The organism is Streptomyces sp. NPDC058877, assembly GCF_042742855.1.
In the GTDB taxonomy this organism is placed as follows: domain Bacteria; phylum Actinomycetota; class Actinomycetes; order Streptomycetales; family Streptomycetaceae; genus Streptomyces.
The window spans coordinates 1-22,197 of record NZ_JBHYMF010000115.1; the positions used below are offsets into that span (position 1 = coordinate 1).

Annotated in this window: 18 protein-coding genes; 12 read left to right on the plus strand and 6 right to left on the minus strand. The window is 73.5% G+C overall.

The features are described from left to right. Positions 1-484 precede the first annotated feature (484 nt). Entirely contained in the window at positions 485-3,727 is a 3,243-nt protein-coding gene (locus ACFW2Y_RS23940) for a tetratricopeptide repeat protein (RefSeq protein ID WP_384882792.1), read from the plus strand. Positions 3,728-3,772: 45 nt separating this feature from the next. On the opposite strand, the gene ACFW2Y_RS23945 is transcribed toward ACFW2Y_RS23940, so the two are convergent. Together ACFW2Y_RS23945 and mca are read right to left on the minus strand one after the other, a co-directional pair. Beyond that, positions 3,773-4,009 (minus strand): hypothetical protein, encoded by a 237-nt coding sequence (locus ACFW2Y_RS23945; RefSeq protein WP_384882794.1) that lies wholly within the window; start codon positions 4,007-4,009, stop codon positions 3,773-3,775. After that, positions 4,002-4,883 (minus strand): mycothiol conjugate amidase Mca, encoded by an 882-nt coding sequence (gene mca / locus ACFW2Y_RS23950; RefSeq protein WP_384882797.1) that lies wholly within the window; start codon positions 4,881-4,883, stop codon positions 4,002-4,004. The genes ACFW2Y_RS23945 and mca overlap by 8 nt, the downstream gene beginning before the upstream one ends. A gap of 97 nt (positions 4,884-4,980) precedes the next feature. Between mca and ACFW2Y_RS23955 the strand changes: the two genes are divergently transcribed. The 4 genes from ACFW2Y_RS23955 to ACFW2Y_RS23970 all read left to right on the plus strand — a co-directional run bounded on the left by ACFW2Y_RS23955 (position 4,981) and on the right by ACFW2Y_RS23970 (position 11,014). After that, positions 4,981-5,382, plus strand: coding sequence for a DUF4307 domain-containing protein (locus tag ACFW2Y_RS23955; protein WP_384882800.1), 402 nt, complete (start codon positions 4,981-4,983; stop codon positions 5,380-5,382). A gap of 190 nt (positions 5,383-5,572) precedes the next feature. Then, positions 5,573-6,070 carry a transcription elongation factor GreA gene (gene greA / locus ACFW2Y_RS23960; protein WP_384882802.1) on the plus strand — a complete coding sequence of 166 codons (498 nt, stop codon included), beginning with the start codon at positions 5,573-5,575 and terminating at the stop codon, positions 6,068-6,070. A gap of 123 nt (positions 6,071-6,193) precedes the next feature. Further along, a complete protein-coding gene (locus ACFW2Y_RS23965; protein ID WP_384882804.1) occupies positions 6,194-8,722 on the plus strand; it encodes a PQQ-binding-like beta-propeller repeat protein in 2,529 nt (842 codons plus the stop codon). A gap of 3 nt (positions 8,723-8,725) precedes the next feature. Continuing rightward, positions 8,726-11,014 carry a protein kinase gene (locus ACFW2Y_RS23970; protein WP_384882807.1) on the plus strand — a complete coding sequence of 763 codons (2,289 nt, stop codon included), beginning with the start codon at positions 8,726-8,728 and terminating at the stop codon, positions 11,012-11,014. Between the two features lie 69 nt (positions 11,015-11,083). Here the strand turns inward: ACFW2Y_RS23970 and ACFW2Y_RS23975 are convergent, their stop codons facing one another. The 3 genes from ACFW2Y_RS23975 to ilvA all read right to left on the minus strand — a co-directional run bounded on the left by ACFW2Y_RS23975 (position 11,084) and on the right by ilvA (position 14,356). Continuing rightward, positions 11,084-11,890 carry an ABC transporter permease gene (locus tag ACFW2Y_RS23975; RefSeq protein WP_384882810.1) on the minus strand — a complete coding sequence of 269 codons (807 nt, stop codon included), beginning with the start codon at positions 11,888-11,890 and terminating at the stop codon, positions 11,084-11,086. After that, the gene (locus ACFW2Y_RS23980) at positions 11,887-12,918 is read right to left on the minus strand and encodes an ATP-binding cassette domain-containing protein (protein WP_384882813.1); all 1,032 of its coding nucleotides are present in this window, start codon (positions 12,916-12,918) and stop codon (positions 11,887-11,889) included. Before ACFW2Y_RS23980 ends, ACFW2Y_RS23975 begins: the two co-directional genes overlap by 4 nt. Before the next feature lie 208 nt (positions 12,919-13,126). Beyond that, complete coding sequence (gene ilvA / locus ACFW2Y_RS23985; protein WP_384882816.1) at positions 13,127-14,356, minus strand: threonine ammonia-lyase; 1,230 nt, start codon at positions 14,354-14,356, stop codon at positions 13,127-13,129. A gap of 145 nt (positions 14,357-14,501) precedes the next feature. Between ilvA and ACFW2Y_RS23990 the strand changes: the two genes are divergently transcribed. From ACFW2Y_RS23990 to ACFW2Y_RS24000, 3 genes are read left to right on the plus strand one after another with little or no spacing between them, the layout of a single operon-like run. Beyond that, positions 14,502-15,041 carry a MarR family winged helix-turn-helix transcriptional regulator gene (locus ACFW2Y_RS23990; RefSeq protein ID WP_384882818.1) on the plus strand — a complete coding sequence of 180 codons (540 nt, stop codon included), beginning with the start codon at positions 14,502-14,504 and terminating at the stop codon, positions 15,039-15,041. 31 nt (positions 15,042-15,072) lie between these two features. Then, complete coding sequence (locus tag ACFW2Y_RS23995) at positions 15,073-15,543, plus strand: sigma factor-like helix-turn-helix DNA-binding protein (RefSeq protein WP_384882820.1); 471 nt, start codon at positions 15,073-15,075, stop codon at positions 15,541-15,543. Beyond that, on the plus strand, positions 15,540-15,791 hold the full coding sequence (locus ACFW2Y_RS24000; RefSeq protein ID WP_384882823.1) for a hypothetical protein: 252 nt from the start codon (positions 15,540-15,542) through the stop codon (positions 15,789-15,791). Before ACFW2Y_RS23995 ends, ACFW2Y_RS24000 begins: the two co-directional genes overlap by 4 nt. A 107-nt stretch (positions 15,792-15,898) precedes the next feature. On the opposite strand, the gene ACFW2Y_RS24005 is transcribed toward ACFW2Y_RS24000, so the two are convergent. After that, positions 15,899-17,053: a cystathionine gamma-synthase gene (locus ACFW2Y_RS24005; RefSeq protein ID WP_384882825.1), complete on the minus strand. Its 1,155-nt coding sequence runs from the start codon at positions 17,051-17,053 to the stop codon at positions 15,899-15,901. 71 nt (positions 17,054-17,124) lie between these two features. Here ACFW2Y_RS24005 and ACFW2Y_RS24010 point away from each other — a divergent pair, with 71 nt between their 5' ends. The 4 genes from ACFW2Y_RS24010 (at position 17,125) to msrA (ending at position 22,168) form a co-directional block, all read left to right on the plus strand. After that, complete coding sequence (locus tag ACFW2Y_RS24010; protein ID WP_384882827.1) at positions 17,125-18,231, plus strand: hypothetical protein; 1,107 nt, start codon at positions 17,125-17,127, stop codon at positions 18,229-18,231. Between the two features lie 153 nt (positions 18,232-18,384). Then, positions 18,385-20,061, plus strand: coding sequence for a M48 family metallopeptidase (locus ACFW2Y_RS24015; protein WP_384882830.1), 1,677 nt, complete (start codon positions 18,385-18,387; stop codon positions 20,059-20,061). Positions 20,062-20,330: 269 nt separating this feature from the next. After that, positions 20,331-21,470: a hypothetical protein gene (locus ACFW2Y_RS24020; protein ID WP_384882833.1), complete on the plus strand. Its 1,140-nt coding sequence runs from the start codon at positions 20,331-20,333 to the stop codon at positions 21,468-21,470. 32 nt (positions 21,471-21,502) lie between these two features. Next, entirely contained in the window at positions 21,503-22,168 is a 666-nt protein-coding gene (gene msrA / locus ACFW2Y_RS24025; RefSeq protein ID WP_384882836.1) for a peptide-methionine (S)-S-oxide reductase MsrA, read from the plus strand. Positions 22,169-22,197 lie beyond the last annotated feature (29 nt).

Sequence of the window (22,197 nt, forward strand, 5' to 3'; positions counted from 1 at the left end):
GGGGGGGGCGGGCGGGGGGGCGCCGGGGCCGGCCCCGCCCCGTTCTGGCCAGGCCCCGTTCTGGCCAGGCCCCGTTCTGGCCAGGCCCCGTTCTGGCCAGGCCCCGAATGGCCGGTTCCGCCGCGTGCCGACAGCACCGACGTGGACCACGGACCGCTGCCCTGCACCCCGCCCGGTGGAGCACGGGCCGCTGCGGGGCGGCGGAGCGCTCGATGAGCGGCGGATCCGACGACCGTGGAGCGCCAGACGAGCGACGCCGCCATCGTGCAGATGGCGGGTGGCGAGCCGTCAGCGGCCATGGCGGCGAGCGACGAGCAGCTGGTCTCGGTGCTCGTGGACCGCGACCGGTCGGAGGGCCGGCGGCTCCCCGGTCGGCGGCAGTCCGCCACGGGCGCCTCCCGTTTCCCCCCGCTCCCTCGCGTCGATCCGCACGAGGCAGGACACTGGGCCCGACCCATCGGGCACGTGCGGAGGGGGAACGCAGATGCGGGAGAGTCACCGGGCCGAAGCCGAGCGGCTGTTGGAACGGGTCGTCGCGGAGGAGGTCAGGGCGCGGGGCGGCGACCGGGACGGCGGGGAGGAGTTGCTCGCACGGGCACGGCCACGGCTCGACGCGATGGCGACGGAGGCCGGGGCCGAGTACGCGGCCTTCCTGAAGGCCCTGGCGGAGGCGGAGGAGGCGGGACGACCCGGTCCGGCAGGTCTCTTCGACGGCCCGGTGACCGGGGGCGCCGCCCTGGTCACGGGCGTTGCCGCGGTCTCCGCCTTCGGTGCGGACCTGGCGTTCGGCACGGCGGCCGGCACGGCCCTGGGCGCGGGCGTCGTGGTCGCCGCGGCCGGAGCGGCGGCGACGGCCCTGCGGGCAACGGCGGGACGACGGTCCGCAGCGGGGCGCGGGGCGGGCGGATCGGGGCGGTCCGGAGGCGTCGAAGAGTTGCGTCTGGAGTGGCTGACGGCCCTGGAGGTCCGGGGCGTACGGCCGTTCCTGGAGCGGGAGGCTCCGGAGGACCCCGACGGGGCGGCGGGAGCGGAACGGGCCGGTGGAAGGCGGTCCGTGCTCGGGTCCGTGAGGGCGCTGCGAGGTGCCGACCGGAGCGCGGCGGCCAGGACCCGCACCGTCCTGGAGCGTTCCTTCGACCACCTTCCGGACTCCGGAGGTGCGTTCGCCGGACGACGCGAAGAGCTGAACCGGATCGCCCGCTGGGTGCGGGCAGGGCGGGCCTCGACCGCCACCCGACCGACCGTCGTCCTGTTGCACGGTGCACCCGGTTCGGGTCGCACCGCGCTCGCCGTACGGGCCGCGCACGCCCTGCGCGACCAGTTCCGCGGGGCCTGCCTGGTGGACCTGCGGGGCGCGGCGACCGGCGAGCGGCCCGTGGCGACCCGGGAGGCACTGCTGCACCTGCTGAACCGGCTCGGCGCCCCGCGTGAGCAACTGCTGTTCCGGGAGGGCGCCACGGTCGACCAACAGGTGCGTCGGCTCTCGGAGTTGTACCAGCGGCAGCTGTCCGGGGTGCCGGTCGTGGTGATCCTGGACGATGCCGTGGACCCGGCACAGGTGCGGGCCCTGCTGCCGGAGCGCTCCGACGGCCTCGTCCTGGTGACCTGTCGGGAGCCCCTGGACCTCGGTGCCGATGCGCCGGCCGAGGTGCACGCCCTGCCGGTGGACGCGCTCGACGCCGCGGGTGCCGAGGAGTTGCTGCGCACGACGGCCGGTGCGCCGGACCCCGGGCCGTACGACGCCGAGGTGCTCGACCGGATCCGGGAACTGTGCGGTGGTCTTCCGCTGGCGCTGCGCGTCGCGGGCCCGCTGCTCGGTCGGCGCCCCGTGGCCGACCTGGCGGATCTGTTGGCCCGCCCCGAGCGGGGCAGCGACCCCGTCGAACGCACCCTCTCCGTCGCGTACTTCCTCGACCTCGACGAGGAGGCCCGACGGTTGCTCCGGCGGCTCGCGCTCGCCGGGCGGGCCTCCCTCGGCGCGGCGGCTGCCGCCGCGCTGCTCGACAGGACCGGCCCGGAGGCGGCCCGCCTGCTGCGGGACCTCTCCGGCGCCGGGCTGCTCGACCACGTGCGCGGGGAGCGCTACCGGCTGCACGACGTGGTGCGCGGCTTCGCCGCCGCCCGGCTCCTGGACGAGGAGGACGCGACGGAGATCGCGTCGGCGCAGGAGCGGCTCGTGCGGAACCACGCGGAGCTCGCCGACGCGGTGATCCGCATGGTCGACGGCAAGATGTCGACGCGCGCCGACCGGTTCGACGGACACGGCTTCGGCTCCCTGGAAGCGGCGCTCGGCTGGCTCGACGAGGAGTCCAGCTTCATCACGGCGGCCCTCCGGCAGGCGGAGGGCGTGGACCAGCGGACCGTCCTCGACCTGCTCGGCGCGCTCTGCGACTACTGCCTGCTGCGCGGCGACCTCTACCGGCTCGGCGAGATCAACGAACTCGCCGAGTCCGTCGGGCAGGGGCTGCTCACCCGCTCCGTGCAGTGGCGGACCGGCATCGCGGCCCGGCAGCTCGGCGAGCTCGACAAGGCCCGCAGCACGCTGTCCTCGGTCGTCTCCCTGTACCAGGAGGCCCATCAGGACGCGGAGGCCGGGCTCGCGCTCTGCTCCCTGGGGATCACCCTGCACCATCAGGGGCGGCTGGCCGAGGCGGGGGAACGGCTGCGGGAGGCGCTCGCGCTCCAGGCGCCGCAGTCCCTGGGCGCCGACCGGGGTTGGACCCTGCACGCGCTCGCCGCGGTGGAGCGCGACCGGGGCGACCTGGCCGAGGCGACGGTCCTGCTGGACCGGTCGCTCGCGCTGCACCGGGAACACGAGTCGCTGCACGGCGAGGCGTGGGCGCACTTCCAGCTGGGGCAGGTGCGGCTGCTCCGGGGCGAGGTGCCGGGTGCGGAGGGCGAGCTGCGTCGGGCCCTGGAGACCTACGGCCGGGTCCACGACGGGCGCGGCGAGGCGTGGGCGCGGACCCAGTTGGCGCGGGCCCGGCTCGCCGCGGGGGAGGCGGAGCCGGCCGTGGCGGAGCTGCGCGGGGCGCTCGCGCGGCACCGCGAGCAGGAGGACGCCCGCGGGGAGGCGTGGACGCGGTACTACCTGGGGCAGGCCCTGGAGGAGCGGGGGGACCGGGACGAGGCGGTGCGCGAGCTGGGGCGGGCGCGGGCGATGTTCTCCCGGATGAGGGACCTGTACGGCCTCGCGTGCGCCCGGCACCACTTGGGCCGGGTCAGTCGGGACCAGCAGGCGGCCCGGGCGGGCAACCTCCGCAATTCGGGGTTCGCCCGACAGTTGCTGGTGGACGCCCGGGCGGACTTCCGCCGGATCGGGGTGGCCCACGGGGAGGCCTGGGCCTGTCTGGAGCTGGCGGTCGTCGAGGCGGGGAACGGGAGGGTGCCGCAGGCACTCGCCCTGTGCGAGGAGGCACGTGCGCTGTTCGCCGGGTACGGCGACCGGCGGGGTGCGGACTGGGCCCGGCTGCTGCGCTGCGGACTGCTCCCGCACGCGGCCCTCGCCGCTCCGGAGCCCGGCGCCGCGACGGCCCGGGAGGAACTGGCGGCCCTGGTCGCGGACCGGCACCCGGCCCGCGATCCCCGGATCGACGACTGCGCCGAGACCTACCGCCTGCTCCTGGAGCGGGGCGTCGCGCCGGGGACGCCCTGGCAGTCCTGGGACCTGGGTCTGGTCCCGTCCCGTGCGGCCCGCGAGGTCCTGGGAGTGCCGCCGACCGGCTGACCCGGCCGGGCGGCCCGGCCCCGTGCGGGGGTCGGGCCGTCGGGGCTACTTCCGGGGGGTGGTCGCCTCGGCGTCCTGGGCTGCCTTCGGGTCCGGGGCCTCCTCGAAGGAGATCTTGTTCATCCGGTTGTTCATCGACTTCATCAGCATCCAGACCGCGAGGGCGAGGACCGCGAAGACGACGAAGCCGAGGACGCCGGGGGTCACCTTGTTCTTGTCCAGCTCTTCGGCGGCGAAGGGGACCAGCTCGGCCAGTGCCAGGTGTGCGCTCATGTCAGGCATTGTCGCGGATGCCCGCGAAGAGATCTTCCTCGGGGAGGGAGGTCGGGACCAGCGCCTTGCTGAGCTCGTACTCCTCGGTCGGCCAGACCTCCCTCTGGATCTCCATCGGGACCCGGAACCAGCCGCCGTCGGGGTCGATCTGGGTGGCGTGCGCGATCAGCGCCTTGTCGCGGATCTCGAAGAAGTCGGCGCACGGCACGAAGGTGGTCAGCGTCCGCTCCTTGCGCGCGAACTCCTTCCAGCGCTCCAGCCACTCCCCGTACGGCGACTCCAGGCCGCGGGCGAGGAGCGCCTCGTGCAGGGCGACGGTGCGGGGGCGGTTGAAGCCCTGGTTGTAGTAGAGCTTCAGGGGCTGCCAGACCGGGCCGAACTCGTCCTCCGGGTACGCCTCCGCATCGGCCGCGCCGTCGAAGGCCACCATCGAGATCTTGTGGGTCATGATGTGGTCGGGGTGCGGGTATCCGCCGTTCTCGTCGTAGGTCGTGACGACCTGGGGACGGAAGGAGCGGATCTTGCGGACCAGCTCGCCGGCCGCACGGTCCACGTCCTCCAGGGCGAAGCAGCCCTCGGGCAGCGGGGGCAGCGGGTCGCCCTCGGGCAGGCCCGAGTCGACGAAACCGAGCCATTCCTGGGAGACGCCGAGGATCTCGCGGGCCTCGTCCATCTCCTTGCGGCGCACCTCGTGGATGTTCGCCTCGATGTAGGGGTCGCCCTGGAGCTTGGGGTTCAGGACCGAGCCGCGCTCACCGCCCGTGCACGTGACCACCATGACGTCCACCCCCTCGGACACGTACTTGGCCATGGTCGCCGCACCCTTGCTCGACTCGTCGTCGGGGTGGGCGTGAACGGCCATCAGTCGCAGCTGCTCAGTCAAGACTCGATCCTCAGTGATTCGACGCGGAGGGTGGTCTCTATAGTGACGGAATCGGGGGAGTGAAAATTCCGCCACCCCGACTTCGGGAGGATCTGTCATGAGCGCGGCGCGAGAGCAGCTGCCCGAGGGGCGCTACGGGCGCTCCGCGGACGAGCGGGCGGACCGCGGGCTCAAGGTCACCGGCGCGGTGCTCGGGGTCCTCTTCCTCGGCCTGATGGGCTGGTTCGGCTGGCACTACGTCGTCGACAACAAGATCAGCGCAGAGTTGATCAAGTTCGACGTGGTGAGCCCCACCGAGGTCCAGGTGCACCTGGAGATCCGCAAGGACGAGGGCGTCTCGGGCGTCTGCACGCTGCGCTCGCGCTCCGAGGACGGGGCCGAGGTGGCCCGCAAGGACGTCCGGGTCGACGACCCCGCCACGCGGATCGACCGCGTCTTCTCGCTCCGGACGACCGCCCGCGCGACGAGCGCGGAGCTCCTGGGGTGTACGGCGCAGTAGCGGTGGGTAGGGACCGTTCGGCGAGTCCCGAGGGGCGACCACGGTGACCTGGGGTGACGCCATCCCGGTGTTTTATGTCCTCCCGCTTTTCGCCACTCATTGTTAGGCTCGTGGTTTCGCCCGCCCGGGACAGCGCTGCTTTCCCGTGGAGGGCGATGCTTTGTATTCCCAGTACCTACGAGGAGCACCTGTGACCCAGACCAGCGACAACGTCACCTGGCTCACCCAGGAGGCGTACAACAAGCTCAAGGACGAGCTTGAGTACCTGTCTGGTCCCGCGCGTACCGAAATCGCCGCCAAGATCGCCGCAGCGCGCGAGGAGGGCGACCTGCGCGAGAACGGCGGGTACCACGCGGCCAAGGAGGAGCAGGGCAAGCAGGAGCTCCGGGTCCGCCAGCTCACCCAGCTCCTCCAGCACGCCAAGGTCGGCGAGGCTCCGGCGGACGACGGCGTCGTCGAGCCCGGCATGGTCGTCACGATCGCCTTCGACGGCGACGAGGACGACACGATGACCTTCCTGCTCGCTTCCCGCGAATACGCGAGCGGTGACATCGAGACCTACTCGCCGCAGTCGCCGCTCGGCGCCGGCGTCAACGGCAAGAAGGCCGGCGACGACGCCGAGTACGAGCTGCCGAACGGCAAGAAGGCCATGGTGAAGATCCTCAGCGCGAAGCCCTACACCGGCTGAGCCGCGGTTCCTCGACCGGAGGGCCGGACCCCGTGGGGTCCGGCCCTTCGTGCTGCGCGTGCGTGGCATGATGCGGCACTGACGTCCTGTCACCGGGGCGTCACGGGGGCATGGGGGGACGAGGTGCTGGGACCGCTGGGCGTGGGCGCGCCGCGCCACATAGGACCGTACGAGGTGCTCGCGCGGCTCGGCGCCGGCGGCATGGGAGAGGTGTTCCTCGCCCGCGGTGCGGGGAACGGCCCCGCGGTCGAGGACGGCGCGCGGGGTGCCCCCGGGGACGCCGCGGAGGGCGGAGCCGGGGCCGGCGCCCCGAGCAGCAGCTTCGTCGCCGTCAAGACCGTGCGGCGTGACGTCGTCGGCGACCCGGCGTTCCGGGACCGCTTCCGCAGGGAGATCAAAGTCGCCGCACTGGTCGACAGCCCGTACGCCGCCGCGCCGGTCGGCGGCGACGCCGATGCCGAAGTGCCCTGGTTGGCCACCGCGTACGTTCCCGGGCCCAGCCTCTCGCAGGCCGTGCGACGCGGCGGCGCGCTCCCGGTCGCCACCGTGCGGGCGCTCGGCGCGGACGTGGCCCGGGCCCTCGCGGACCTGCACGGCGCCGGGGTCCTGCACCGGGACCTCAAGCCGGGCAACGTCATGCTTTCCGTCGACGGCCCCCGCCTCATCGACTTCGGCATCGCCCGCAGCAACACCGCGACCACCATGACCGCGACCGGGCTGATGGTCGGCACGCCCTCCTTCATGTCGCCCGAGCACGTGGCGGGCGCCCGCCGGGTGACGGCCGCCTCCGACGTCTTCTGCCTCGGCTCGCTGCTCTGCTACGCGGCGACCGGTGAGGACCCCTTCGGAGAAGGTCCCCTGGCGGCCGTCCTGTACCGCGTCTCCCAGGCCGAGGCCGATCTGAGCCGCGTCCCGGAAGAACTGCTCGGGACCGTCGCCGCCTGTCTGTCCGCGAACCCCGAGGACCGGCCCGCGCCCGGGGAGCTCGTCGACGTGCTCGGTGCCGGAACCGGCAGGACCTTCCCCTGGCCGGAGGGCGTGCGGGACCACATCGGCGAGTACGGCAGGGAGCTCGCCCAACTCGTCGCCTCGGGCGGACCGCTCCTGGAGGCGGTGCCGGCGCCCGGCCCCGCCGCCCCGACCGTCCCCGACCTGCACTCCGTACCGACGCTCGCGCCCGTGCAGCCGACCACCGGGCCCACCGCGGGGGCACCTGGAAACCGACGGGGGCGGCTGCTCGCCGCCGTCCTCGCGCTCGCCGCCGTGGCCGGCGGCCTCGGCACGTACCTGCTGTGGCCCGATCCGCAGCCGCCCCAGGCACCCCCACGGGCCGTCCCGCCCGCCGGGGCGCGGGTCCCGGGCGTGGACGGCCGCGGCCCTGCCGACGGCTCCGGGGTCGTCGCGCAGAACGCGGCCCAGCGCCCGGCCGGCTGGAAGCCCTGGCGGGCGGAGCTGGGCGCGCCCGCGCTGGGCTGCTCGGCCAGTGAGGAGGTGCTGGTGTGCCGGACGACGGACGGGCGGTACGAGGCGCTGGATCCGGCGAGCGGAAAGCCGCTGTGGTCCGCCGACCTGGTGGCGGACCCCCGCGACGACACGAGCTTCATCGGGCCCACCGGCGGGCTGTTCATCGCGGGCAGCACCACCGTGCCCGCCGCCCACGACGGCTCCGTCGTGCTGCTCTCCGGCGGACGCCTCCAGGTCCGGGACGCCCGCAGCGGCACGGTGCGCTGGGAGAAGGAGCACACCGCCCGGGCCGGAATGGGTACGAAGCCCGTCGTGGGCGACGGCACGGTCTTCGTCCCGACCGGCGGCGAGGACGGCAGCCGGATCACCGCCTTCGCCCTGACGGACGGTCGCGAGCTGTGGTCCAAGGCCCTCACCAACGCCGAACTCGCCCGTGGGGACTTCCGGGACTTCGAACCGGTGGCCTATGCGGGCGGCCTCGTGTACGCGCTGAGCGACGGCGGTTTCGTCGCGTTCGACGCGGCGACCGGCGACCAGCGCGGCCAGGTGCCGCCGGAGGCCAAGGGCTGTGACGTCCTCCAGGTGCAGGGGCGGTACGCGTACTGTGCGCCGCTCGACGCGACGAACGTGGCCCCCCTCGTGCTGCACCGTCTGGACGCCACGACGCTCGCCCCGGTGGGGGACGGCACGCTGGCGACGCCCCTCGACGTCGCGGACACGGGTGCCTGGCCGACCGCCGTGACCGCCCGTGCCGCGATCGTCTTCGACGGCGGCCCGACGGTTCGGGCCGACTGGGGCAACACGCCCCAACCCGGCGGGGTGTACGTCCTCGACCCGGCCACCGGCACGCCCCGCGGCCACTACCCGACGCCCCCACTCACCTTCGCGGACGGCAGGCGGCAGCTCGTCTCCGACCCGCTGGTCGCGGGCGACGCCCTGCTGTACGCGGACTTCTCGTCCCTGCGGACGGTGCCGCTCGGCGAGGACGGCACGCCCGGCACGGAGCACGTCGTACTGGTGCCGGGCGCGCCGGGCCCCCGTGCCGAAGGCCCCGGGGACGGTACGAACAACACCTCTCTGGACCGGGCGATCCGTCCGCCGGTGGTCCTCCCGCTCGGCGGTGTCGTCCACGTCGTGTACGACACCGGGACCGTCGTCTCCGTCGCGCTGCCCGACGGGAAGGAGTAGTCCGTGCTGGAAGCGCTGCCGCCGGAGCTGCCCCCGCGGCTCCTCGGCCCCTACCGGCTGCTCGCCCGGATCGGTGCCGGCGGCATGGGAGAGGTGCACCTGGCCTGTCGGGCGGACGCGCCGACTGCCGATCCCCACCGGATGGTCGCGGTGAAGACCGTGCGGGAGGAACTGGAGGTCGACGCGGACTTCCGGACGCGGTTCCGGCGGGAGATCGTGGCCGCCCGTGCCGTGGACGGGCCGGGAGTCGCACGACTCGTGGACGCGGACGCCGACGCGCCGTCGCCGTGGCTGGCGACCGAGTACGTGCCGGGTCCCTCACTCGCGGAGGCGGTCACGCGGTCCGGGGCACTGCCCGTGGAGACCGTCCGGGCCCTCGGCACCGCCCTCGCGGGCGCGCTGGCCGGGGTCCACGCGACCAAGGTGCTGCACCGTGACCTCAAGCCGGCGAACGTGCTGCTCGCCGCCACCGGGCCGAAGCTGATCGACTTCGGGATCGCCCAGCCCTTCGAGGCGACGGCACTGACCTCGACCGGGCTGGTGGTGGGTTCGCCGGGGTTCATGTCGCCGGAGCACCTGGTGGGGAGCCGGGCCGTGGTGCCGACCTCGGACGTGTTCTGCCTGGGCTCGGTGCTCGCGTTCGCGGCGAGCGGCCGGGGCCCCTTCCACGATGACGAGATGGCAGCCGTGGTCTACCGGATCAGTCGGGCCGAGGCCGAGCTCGACGGGGTCCCGGAGGAATTGCGGCCGGTGGTGGAACGCTGTCTGCGGCTCGACCCGACCGAGCGGCCCTCGGCCGGCGAGGTCGCGGAGCTCCTGGGCAAGGACGTACGCCCCGGGGCGTTCCCGTGGCCCGGCGGGGTGCTCTCCTTGCTCGCCTCGTACGGGGAAGCGGCCAGGAAGGTCGGAGGGGCGGCGGCCTCCGGCGCGGGCGTGGCCGATCTACCGACGCTCGGTCCGGTCGTCCCCTACTCCCCCACGGCGATGGGCGTCCGGTCGGTGCCCCCGGCCGCCCCCGCGGGGCGGCGCCGGCGCCCGTGGGGGGCGATCACCGCGGGCGCGGTGGCAGCCGCCCTCCTGGCGGCGGGTGGTGTGGTGCTGCTGAACCGGACCGATGCGCAGGGCACGGGAGCGGCGGGCGGGGGCACGGGGCCGTCGGGCAGCACGACACCGAGCGGCACGACACCGGGCACCGCCCTGAGCGAGGTCGTCCTGCCGTACGGCGGTGAAGGCCACGGCCGTGACTACGGCGGCGCCGGCACGGACCTCGACCACCGGCCGGCCGGCTGGTCTCCCTGGACGGCACGGGTCGGGCAGGGTGTCGGGAGCTGTGCGCTCTCCCCGAAGGTCCTGGTGTGCCCGGGGAACGGTGGCGCGGTCACCGGGCTGAGCGCAGCGGACGGCAAGGAGGTGTGGAAGGTGGCGGGCCGGGGCGACGGGCTGCGCAGCGGGCCCCAGTATCCGGCGGTGATCGGTGACGCGGTGTACGTGACGGGACCGGACGGGATCGTCTCGTACGGGGTGGCGGACGGTGCGGAGCGGGGCCGGATCGCAGGGCCCGGAGGTGACTGGGCCGTGAAGGGCACCGACCTGCGGGACGGCGTCCTCTACTCGACGTACGTGAACCTGCGCGACGAACGGACCGGTCTGGTCACCGCCGTGCGCCTCTCCGACGGTGCGGAGCTGTGGCGGAAGGCGCTCGACGCGTTGCCGGAACAGCCGGTCGCCGCGGCGGGGCGGGTGCTGGTGCCGCTCGGCGTCGTACCGGTGGCACTGGACTCCCGTACCGGTGGGGAGGTGGCGCGCGGGACGGACGACTGCCAGCGGATCACGGTCCACGTCAAGAGCAGCAGCGTGCTGTGCACGGGCCCCTCGGACGGATCGGTGACGGTGCTCGACGCCGCCACGCTGAAGCGGAAGCGCTCCTTCGGAACCGCCGTGACCGCAGGACCCGCGGTGAACGCGGACGGGCTGGTGGCAGTGGCCAGCGGGCCCGTCATCAGCGCCTACGACCTGATGAGCGGCACACTGCGCTGGTCCATCAGCCGGAACCTCACCGGGGCCGCCCCGCGTGAGGTGTACTTCGCGGGCGACCGGGTGCTGGCGGTCGCCCAAGCCGAAGCGGTCTCGGTCGCTGCGGCAGGACCGGCCTCCGAGAACGACTACGAACGGTTCCAGGCGAAGCTCCCGGAGGACTTCGAGCCTCGGGCGTCCGGGGAGTCACTGGCCGCCGGAGGGGCGATGTTCGTCTCCCTTCCTGACGGCCTGGTCCTCTCCGGCTACCTGCCCTGAGGCCTTCCCCGCCCCCGGGAGGCCCCGCGGGGCGGTCCGGTCTCCCGTTCCTCCTGGCCCTGCGGCCCGTCAGCCGGCTGCCCGGCGGTACTTGCGGACCGCGAGCGTGCGGAAGACCACGATGATCGCGATCGAGTAGAGGAGCGAGGCCCAGACGGGGTGGGCCATCGGCCATGCGTCGGAGGGCGAGACGCCCGGGTCGCCGAAGAGCTCGCGGCAGGCCTGGACGGTGGCGCTGAAGGGGTTCCACTCGGCGATCGGTTGCAGCCAGGACGCCATCTGGGAGGAGTCCACGAAGGCGTTGGAGATGAAGGTCACCGGGAAGAGCCAGATCAGCCCGCCCGAGGTGGCTGCCTCCGGGGTGCGGACCGACAGGCCGATCAGGGCGCCGATCCAGGTGAAGGCGTAGCCGAGGAACAGCAGCAGGGCGAAGCCCGCCATGATCCTGCCGATGTTGGTGGGCTCCGCGAAACCGGGGCGCCAGCCGACCAGGAGCGCGACGACGGCCAGCACCAGCAGGGTCAGCGCGGTCTGCACGAGATCGGCCATGGTGCGGCCGGTGAGCACCGCTCCCCGGGCCACGGGCAGGGAGCGGAAGCGGTCGATCAGCCCCTTGTGCATGTCGTCGGCGATGCCCGCGCCGGCACCGGCGGTGGCGAAGGTGACGGTCTGCGCGAAGATGCCGGCCATCAGGAAGTTCTTGTAGACGTCCGGGTCCGTCGAACCGCCGATGCTCATCGAGCCGCCGAAGACGTACGTGAAGAGGACCACGAACATGATCGGCTGGATCAGTCCGAAGATGACCATTTCGGGGATCCGGCTCATGCGAATCAGGTTCCTGCGGGCGATGACCAGGGAGTCGCTCACGGCGCTCATGCCGCCCCCTCCTTCCGGGCCGTCCGGTTCTTCCCTTCGGGGCCGGCGGCGTCGCCGCCCTCCTCCTCCGCCCCCTCGGCCGCGTGACCGGTCAGGGAGATGAAGACGTCGTCGAGGGTCGGACGGCGCAGTCCGATGTCGTCGATCTCGACCCCGATGGCGTCCAGCTCGCGGATCACCTCGGCGAGCAGCTTGGCCCCACCGGTGACGGGGACGGTGAGCTTGCGGATGTGGTCCTCGACGGAGACCTCGCCGTGGCCGATGCCGGCGACGCCGTAGCGGGCGAGCACGCCCCGGGCTCCGGGGATCATCTCGGGCTCGTGGACGACCACCTCGACACGCTCGCCGCCCGTCCGGTCCTTGAGCTGGTCGGAGGTGCCCCGGGCGATGACCCTTCCGTGGTCGACGACGCAGATGTCGTGCGCGAGGTGGTCGGCCTCCTCCAGGTACTGGGTGGTGAGGAGCAGCGTCGTGCCGCCCGCGACGAGCTCCCTGATGACGTCCCAGAGCTCCTGCCGGTTGCGCGGGTCGAGACCGGTGGTCGGCTCGTCCATGAACATCACCGGCGGGGAGACGACGAGGGCGGCGGCGAGGTCGAGGCGGCGGCGCATGCCCCCGGAGTACGTCCTGGCGGTCCGGTCGGCGGCATCGGCGAGGTGGAAGCGTTCCAGCAGTTCGGCGGCCCGCTCCTTCGCGGCCCTCGCCTTCATCTGGTAGAGCTGTCCGACCATCTGGAGGTTCTCGCGGCCGGTGAGGTACTCGTCCACGGCCGCGAACTGGCCGGAGAGGCCGATCGAGCGGCGGACCTCGTGGGGATGCTTGAGGACGTCGATCCCCGCGACGACGGCCCTGCCGCTGTCCGGTTTGATGAGCGTGGTCAGGATCCGCACGGTGGTCGTCTTCCCCGCGCCGTTCGGGCCGAGCAGCCCGAGGACGGTGCCTTCCGGCACATCGAGGTCGACCCCGTCCAGAGCTCGTACGTCGCCGAAGGTCTTCACCAGCCCCTCGGCGTATATCGCGCCTGGCATGTGCATTCTCCCGGGAAGGGAATCGGGCGTTTCCCACCGATCCTAGGATTTCCGACCGGACCGTGCCCGGCGAACCGGGGAACCCGGGTGCGGGCCCCGGGTGCGGGAGGGCACCCGGGGAGGAGGGGCCCGGAGCACGTGGCCGGGGCACAAAAGGGGCACGAGGGCCCCGGGTGCGGGGCCGGCCGCGGAAACCGTGCGGGCCGGGTCAGCCCAGCACCGTGTACCCGGCGTCCCGCAGCGCCTGCTCCACCTCCCGGCAGTGCTCCGGCCCCTTGGTCTCCAGGTGCAGCTCGACCTCCGCCTCCGTCAGGCCCAGCCGCGGATCGGTCCGCACGTGGCTGACGTCCAGGACGTTCGCGTCGACCACCGTCAGGACCGCGAGCAGGGTGGCCAGCGCCCCCGGCCGGTCCGTCACGCGCAGCCGCAGGCTCAGATAGCGGCCCCCGGCCGCCATGCCGTGCCGCAGGATGCGCTGGAGCAGCAGCGGATCGACGTTCCCGCCGGAGAGGACCGCCACCACCGGCCCCTGGAAGCCCTTCGGGTCGCCGAGGATCGCAGCCACCGGGCTGGCGCCCGCCGGCTCGACCAGGAGTTTCGCCCGCTCAAGGCAGAGCAGCAGCGCCGAGGAGAGCTGGTCTTCGGAAACCGTGCGGACCTCGTCGACGTACTCCCTGACCAGGGCGAACGGCACGTCGCCCGGCCGCCCGACCTTGATGCCGTCCGCCATGGTCACCGGTGATCCGATGGACACCGGGTGCCCGGCCGCCAGGGACGGCGGATAGGCCGCCGCCCCCTCCGCCTGGACTCCGACCACCTTCACGTCCGGGCGGAGCGACTTCACGGCCAGTCCGATGCCGGCCGCGAGACCGCCGCCGCCGATGCCGACGAGGACCGTCCGGACCTCGGGGCACTGCTCCAGGATCTCCAGGCCGACCGTGCCCTGTCCGGCGATGACGTCGGGGTGGTCGAAGGGGTGGATGAAGACCGCACCGGTCTCATGGGCGTATTCCTGTGCCGCCGCGAGCGTCTCGTCGACGACGTGGCCGTGCATCCGGACGTCGGCGCCGTAGTCCCGGGTCGCCGCGACCTTCGGCAGCGGGGCGCCCACCGGCATGAAGACGGTGGCGTGCACGCCGAGCAGCTTCGAAGCGAGCGCGACGCCCTGTGCGTGGTTGCCGGCGGAGGCGGCGACCACCCCGGCCGCCCGCTCCTCGGGGCGCAGCCCCGAGATCCGTACGTACGCCCCGCGGAGCTTGAAGGACCCGGTCCGCTGGAGGTTCTCGCACTTGAGGTGGACCGGCGCTCCCACCAGCGAGGACAGATGGCGGCTGCCCTCCATCGCCGTCATCCTGGCCACTCCGGCCAGCATCTTCTGGGCTCCCCGCACGTCGTCGAGCATCAGCCGGTGCAAGGGGTCTGGTGTACGGAAGCTCATGACAGCAAGTCTTGCAGCCCACGGCCCCCGTGGCCGCCCGGAGGACGAGTGGCGAAACGGGTTTGCGCAGCGCCGGTACGGACTCCGGCGGGGCCGCGTACTCTGTCCCCCACCGACCGACCCCGCACGAGAGAGACCCCCAGCCATGCCCAATTCTCAGGACATGACGACTGCGCTCGATCCCGGTCTCCTCGATGCGCTCCAACACCAGTTGGCCGTCTTCGCCCGCAGGGCCGAGCAGACCCGGCTCGCCGGCACCGGCCAGCTCCGCAACTCCATGGACCGCGCGGCCTACCTCCTGCTGAACCGTCTCGACCAGGAGGGACCGATGGGCGTGAAGGCGCTCGCGGCGGGCATGGGCATCGACTCGTCCACCGTGACCCGCCAGGTCGCCCCGCTCGTCGACACCGGACTGGTGAAGCGGACCTCCCACCCGGAGGACGGACGGGCCGTCGTCCTCCAGCTGTCCCCGCGCGGACTCGCCCGCCTCGAGGAGGTCCGCTCCTCGCGCCGGCAGCTGATGGCGGAGATCACGGAGGGCTGGACCCCGGACGAGCGGGAGTCCTTCTGCACCCTGCTCACCCGTTTCAACGCCGCGCTCTCCGAACGACAGTTGGGACACGCGAGCCACGCGTCCAACGAACCCGCCGCGGATCAGGGACCGGAGTCCGCGCAGACCTCTTGACCCCGCACCCGCGCTGCCCTCAGATGAGGAGGTGCGAGAGCAGCGGAACGGACGGGGCTTCGAACGGGCCTCCCGCGCCCGGGAGTTCCACGTGTTCGTGGCCGGGGCGGGTGGGCGGCTGCTGCACGTCGCGACGCTCCTCACCGCCGAGACCCGCAGCCGGAACCCGTACGCACAGGCCCTGTTGACGGCCGTCCTCGCGCGCACGTTCGCGGTGTGGGACGGGTTGCACGACGACGACCCCTACGACCTGGCGCGCCGCGACCTCGCCGCCCGCTTCGCCCGCGGCGCCTGGCGGTACCACCGGGGCCGGGGCGGAGTGCTCTCCGCGCTCACCCCGCAAGAACGGCTCGTCGTCGTCCTGCGGCTGTACGAGGGGGTGGACGAGGAGCAGGTCGCGGCGCTCCTCGGACTGTCCGGGGCCAGGGTCCGCGCCGTGTGCGCCCGCGCGGTCGCCGCGCTGCGGGAGGCGGCCCGCCGGGACTCCGGGGCCGCCGCATGACCCGCCACGAGGACAAGGAGGCGGCGGTCCGCCGGCTCCTCGACACCCCGCAGCCGCCGGTCCCGGGCGACCTCGCCCTCCGGGCAGCCGCCCGCGGGACCCTCCGGCTCCAACGGGTCCGACGGATGCGGCGGGCCCTGTGGGTCCTGGGCGCCGTCGCCGTGCTCGCCTTCGTGGTGTGGGCGTCGGCGACCCGTCCCTGGGAGGTGCCCCCGGCGGAGACGACGCCGCCCTTCGAAAGCTGGTGACGGTGCCGGGCCCGGTCGCACGGTGGCGGGCCGGGTGCCCCACCCCACCGCGCGGCCGGGGCCCGCTCCGGCCGCGACGGCCGGAGCGGCCCGCACCGCAGGAGCGACTAGCCCAGGGCCTGGCGCAGGTCGGCGAGCAGGTCCTCGACGTTCTCGATGCCCACCGAGAGCCGGACCAGATCGGCCGGGACCTCCAGGGCGGAGCCCGCGACGCTCGCGTGGGTCATCCGACCCGGGTGCTCGATGAGCGACTCGACCCCGCCCAGCGACTCGCCGAGGGTGAAGAGCTGCGCGCGGTTGCAGACCTCGACGGCCGCCTCCTCGCCGCCCTGCACGCGGAAGGAGATCATGCCGCCGAAGGAACGCATCTGCTTGGCCGCGACCTCGTGCCCCGGGTGCTCCGGCAGGCCCGGGTAGAGGACCTGGGTGACCTTCGGGTGCTGGGTCAGCATCTCGGCGACCTTGGCCGCGTTCTCGCTGTGGCGGTCCATGCGGACGGCGAGGGTCTTGATGCCGCGCAGCACGATCCACGAGTCGAAGGGACCGGCCACCGCGCCCATCGCGTTCTGGTGGTAGGCGAGTTCCTCGCCGAGCGCCTCGTCGGCCGTCACCAGGGCGCCGCCGACGACGTCGGAGTGGCCGCCCATGTACTTGGTGAGCGAGTGGACGACGACGTCCGCGCCGAGCGCCAGCGGCTGCTGGAGGTAGGGCGAGGCGAAGGTGTTGTCGACGACGAGCTTCACGCCGGCCTGACGGGCCACCCCGGCGACGGCTTCGATGTCGGTGATGCCGAGGAGCGGGTTCGAGGGGGTCTCGACCCAGATCAGCTTGGTGCGCTCGTTGACGGCGGCCCGGACGGAGTCGATGTCCGAGGTGTTCGCCACCGAGAAGTCCACGCCCCAGCGCCGCACCACCTTGGCGAAGAGCCGGAAGGTGCCGCCGTAGGCGTCGTTCGGGATGACCACGTGGTCGCCCGGCACGAGGAGCGTGCGCAACAGGCAGTCCTCCGCGGCCAGGCCCGAGGCGAAGGCGAGACCGCGACGGCCGCCCTCCAGGGCCGCGAGGTTCTCCTCCAGGGCGGTACGGGTGGGGTTGGCGCTGCGGCTGTACTCGTATCCGCCGCGCAGCCCGCCCACACCGTCCTGCTTGTAGGTGGACACCTGGTAGATGGGCGGGACGACCGCGCCGGTCAGCGGGTCGGCGGTGTTGCCCGCATGGATCGCGCGGGTCTCGAAGCTCTGTGAGGAGTGCTGGTCGCTCATGGTCAGGAGCGTAGTCCCGTGCGCACCCCGCCGCCTCGTCCGTCTCATCGGGTGTCCTGGACAATGGACACATGGAGATTCTCTGGTTCCTGATCGCCCTCGGCCTGTTGTTCGGCGTCATCGGCCCCTTCGTGCTGCGCCGACGGGGCGGTGCGATCCAGCAGGTCGCACCGGACTCGCCGGACGCGGCCGACCCCGAGGCCTACGGATTCGTGCGCCAGGAGGCGCTGGACGTACGGCTGCCGGGCGCGGACCAGGACCTCCTCGACGTGCTCGACGTGGTGCAGGCGACCCAGGACTGGCGGGCGGCTTCGCAGCTGCTCGCGGGCACCCCGAAGGAGGGCGAGGTGCGCTGGCAGCGCGTCCAGGCCTTCGCGGGGGCGGCCTCCCTCGAACTCCAGCAGCAGCCGGGCACCGGCGGGGCGTGGCTGCGCGCCTGGCGGTCGGAGTCCCCGAAGGACGCGGGCGGCGCGGCCGTGCACGCCGAGTTCCTGGTGCAGCAGGCGTGGCGTTCCTCGTCCACCGGTACCGATGACTTCCGGATCATCCTGGAGGAGGCGCTGAAGGTCACCGAGGAAGCGGCGCTGCTGGCCCCGGGCGACCCGGTGCCGTACGTCACGCAGCTGGCCGTGGCGCGCGGACTCGGCTACGGCCACGAGCAGTTCGACCAGGTGTGGGCGAAGGTGATCGACCGCGCGCCGCAGCACATGGGGGCGCACTTGGCGGCCCTGCACTACTGGTGCGAGAAGTGGCACGGCTCCCGCACCGAGGCCGACCACTTCGCGACCACGGCCGCGGCGCGCGCCCCACGAGGCTCGCTCCTCGCCGCACTGCCGCTGTTCGCGGTGTTCGAGCACGTGCCGGACGTGGTGCTGGTGCAGGACTTCTTCCGCACGGCCGTGGTGTCCAAGGCGATGGACGGGGCGCTGTACGCGGTCCACTCGGCCCGCCCCGACGATCCGATGCTGGCGCACGTCCGCCACCTCCTGGTCTGGTTCCTGGTCCGGTCGGAACGCTGGGAGGAGGCCATGCACCAGTTGGTGCGGGTCGACGGACACGTGGGCGCGGTGCCGTGGACCCTCACCACGGACCCGGCAGCGGAGTACACGGTCTTCCGGAACCTGGCGGTCGCGGGCTACGAGGCGAACGGCGGCAGCCCGGCGACGCTGCCGCACTGACCCCGGCCGAACCGTTCCCACCTGCGGAAACGGTATGGACATCCTTCGCCCCGATGATCCATAATCCGGGCTCCCCCCACGACCCGAACGATCACCGCCCGTACGGTGTCCACTCGTACCGTCATCCTCTTTCCCGTGGGGGGAACCTGCCCGATGGGCGCCACCTTGCGCGCGCTGCGCGCCTTCGTCCTGCTCGCCGGCTTCCATCTGCTCGGCCTCGTCCTGCTCGTCCTGCTCGGCGCCCTGGACTGGGCGGCCTACCGGTGGGCCCCCGCCGGGTGGGCGCTCAAGACGTACGTCATCAGCTTCCTCCTCGCCGTGCCCGTCGTCCGCGGCATGGCGCTGCTGCGGACCCCCCGCGACGAGGGGACCGCGGGCCTTCCCGTCACCGAGGCGGAAGAGCCCCGGCTCTGGGCCGCCGTACGGGAGCTCGCCGAGCAGGTCGGCACCCGCGCTCCCGACGAGATCCGGCTGACCTCCGACATGAACGCGGCCGTCACCGAGGACGCCCGCTTCCTCGGCCTGCTCGGCGGCACCCGCCGCCTCTACCTCGGCCTGCCGCTGGTCGCCGGCCTCTCCGAGGCCCAACTGCGCGCCGTACTCGCCCATGAGCTCGGGCACTACGGCAACTCCGACACCCGGCTCTCCGGGATCACCGAACGCAGTCGCGTCCAAGTCGCCCGGACCATCGCCCAGTTCGAGGAGAAGTCCGACCTCAAGATCGCCAAGGAACGGGCCCGGCAGGAGCGGAAGTCCGCCAAGCGGATCGCCAAGGGCAAGGCGCCGAAGGAGGTCGACACCACCGGCGTCGGCTTCACGTACCGCACGATGGCCCGGATCTACACCGCGTACGGCCGCTTCTCGATGCGCGCCACCCAGAGCACCTCCCGCCGCCAGGAGATCGCCGCCGACCTGGCCGCCGCCCGGATCGCGGGGCGCGACGCCACCGCATCGGCGCTGCGCGTGCTCCCGGCCCTCGGCAACGCCCACGAGTTCTACCTGAGCTCGTACGCGACGCTCGGGGTGGAGTTCGGGATGCTGCCGCCGCGCGGGGAGGTCTTCGGCGGCGTGCGCCACCTCCTCGACGCACGGGCGGGGGAACTGACCGGAATGCGGGACGAACTCCCCGCCGAACCCGCCTCGCCCTACGACTCCCATCCGCCGACCGCCGAGCGCGTCGCCGCCATCGAGGCACTGCCCGACGACGGCCGGACCGCCGCGGAGGACCACCCGGCCTTCGCCCTGTTCCCCTCCCCCGAGACGGTGCTGTGCCGCGTCGAGGACGCCACCCTGGCCCCGGAGGCGCTGCAGATGCGGCGCCTCGACTGGCCGGACCTGGTCCACGAGTCGATGACCGCGATGTACGTGCGCGACACCGAGCCGCTGCGCTCCGCGGTCGCGGAACTGCCCCGATCGGCAAGGGGAGCGGACCCGGCCGGCGCCCCCGCCCCGGACGGCGGGGCCGGCGCCCCCGCCCCCGCGGACCGGGTCGGCGCACTTCACGCCCAGGTCGAAACGTTTCTTGACGCCGTCGACGCCGGCGCCGTATGGGAGCTGGTCGACCGACTGCCCAAGTCCGAACAGGCCGCCGCCGCAACCGGCCGGGCGGCCCGCGAATTCGCCCGGTCGTCCCTGCGCCGCGAACTCGCCCGCCTCGTGACCACCGTCCTCACCGCGGACGGCCGGGCCCGCTGGCAGATCTCCTGGTCGGCCGCCGCCCGGTTGCGCCTGCCCGAGGGCTGCGCGGAACGGCTCCCGGCCGCCCTGGACGCGGCGATCGCCGAACGCCCGGACACCGAACCGCTGCGCAAGCTGCTGGCCACCGCCTGACCCTCCCCGGCAGGTCCCCTCACCACCCCCGCACCGAGAAGGCTCCGCATGCCCCGTCCCATCCCCCTGATCGCCGTCACGGTGTCCGTCCGCTCCCGGTGGAAGTCCCGACGGCCCCGATGGACCACCGGCCCACAGGCCGCCGGGGCCTCCCGCGCCGTGGCGCCCGGCCGCCTCCCGGCCGACCGGCCCGGCACCGACCGCAGCCGCCCCCGCAGCCCCCGTCGGAAAGCACCCGTCGCAACCGCCCGCACCGTCGAAGGCACGTCATGACCGTACTGCTCTGGATCGTCCTGACCCCGATCGCCCTCTGCGTGGCGGCCGTCGCCCTCGTCTTCCTCGTGGCGATCGTGCGCGGCTTCGCCCAGGACGTGCGGACCGACCCGGACGTCGATCCGCAGACCGGGGAGGACGCGGCCCGTGCCGCCGCGCTCGGGCTGCTGCCCGCCGAACGGCAGCACCTCGAACTGGCCGCCCCGCTGCCGCCCGCCCTCTCCGTCGCACTCGCGGCCGCCCGCGCCGGCGACTGGGCACCGGCGGCAGAACTGCTCGACGCCACCGCGACGGCCCGCGACTGGGAGGCCCGCACGGCGCTGTGCGAACGGCTCGCCGACCTGGCCGCCGAGGAGGACGACTGGCTGCGGGGCTGGGAGGAGGCCCGGCCGAACGATCCGGGCGCCGCGCTGGTGCGGGCCCGCGGGACGGTGTTCCTGGCGTGGAACGTACGGGGCGCGCAGCGGGGCGCCGACACGACCGCGGAACAGGCCCAGGGGTTCCGCCGGGTCCTGGAGCGTTCCCGGGCCGAGCACACCCGTGCGGTGGCACTGGCCCCGGCGGACGACCCCTCCCCGTACGTGGCCGAGATCTGGACGGCCCTCGGCCTGGGGCTCTCCCACGAGGAGGTGCGCCGGATCTGGCGGGAGATCACCGACCGGGCCCCGCACCACTACGAGGCCCACTTCACGGCGCTCCAGTACTGGTGCCGCAAGTGGCGGGGATCCGCGGAGCTGGCGCGGGCCTTCGCCGTGCGGGCGGCGGCCGGGGCACCGGCCGGCAGTCTGATGACGGTGTTCCCGCTGATCGCGCACTTCGAGCACGACGACTCGGACGACACGGACGTCGACCGCACCCCGGAGATGTTCGCCGCCGTGGACGCGCTCCTCGCGGACGTGGCCGCCGCCGCCCCGGAGCACCCCCGCCTGTCGGAGGCCCGACACCTGCTCGCGTACTACCTCTGGCTGCAGGACCGCACGGAGGAGGCGATGAAACAGTTCCGGCTCGTGGACGGCTACGTCGGGGCGCTGCCCTGGCGTTACAAGGCGGACCCGGCCGGGGAGTTCTGCCGGGCCCGCGACGCCTGCGCGGAGCAGCTCGCGGACGGGGAATCGCAGCCGCCTCTCCCGCGTTGACAGGACTGCCGAACGTCGAGGAGAGATGCAGCATGTTCCTGTCCCGCACCCCCGTCCTCCCCACCCCCGAGCAGGCCCTGCCCGGCCGGTCGGAGCCGGAGTTCTCCGTCCCCGAGCGCCACACCGTTCTCGGCAACCCCCTGCTCGGCCCCTACCCGGAGGGCCTGGAGGTCGCCGACTTCGCCCTCGGCTGTTTCTGGGGCGCGGAGCGCAAGTTCTGGCAGACCGACGGCGTCTGGACGACCCTCGTCGGCTACCAGGGCGGTCACACTCCGAACCCCTCGTACGAGGAGGTGTGCTCCGGCCTGACCGGCCACGCCGAGGCCGTCCGCGTGGTCTTCGACCCGTCGAAGGTGTCGTACGCGGCGCTCCTGAAGCTCTTCTGGGAGTCCCACGACCCGACCCAGGGCTTCCGACAGGGCAATGACGTGGGGACCCAGTACCGCTCGGCGGTCTACACCCACTCCCCCGAGCAGGCGGCGACGGCCGAGGCGTCCCGGGAGGCCTACCAGAAGGTCCTGACGGGCTCCGGCTACGGGGAGATCACCACCCAGGTGCTCCCGGCCGACGGGACCCGCCCCTTCTACCCGGCGGAGGGGTACCACCAGCAGTACTTGGACAAGAACCCGGCGGGCTACTGCGGCATCGGCGGGACGGGCGTGAGCTGCCCGATCGGCGTCGCGAAGGCGGAGGGCTGAGGCCCCGGCCCACCGGTGACGCCCAGGGG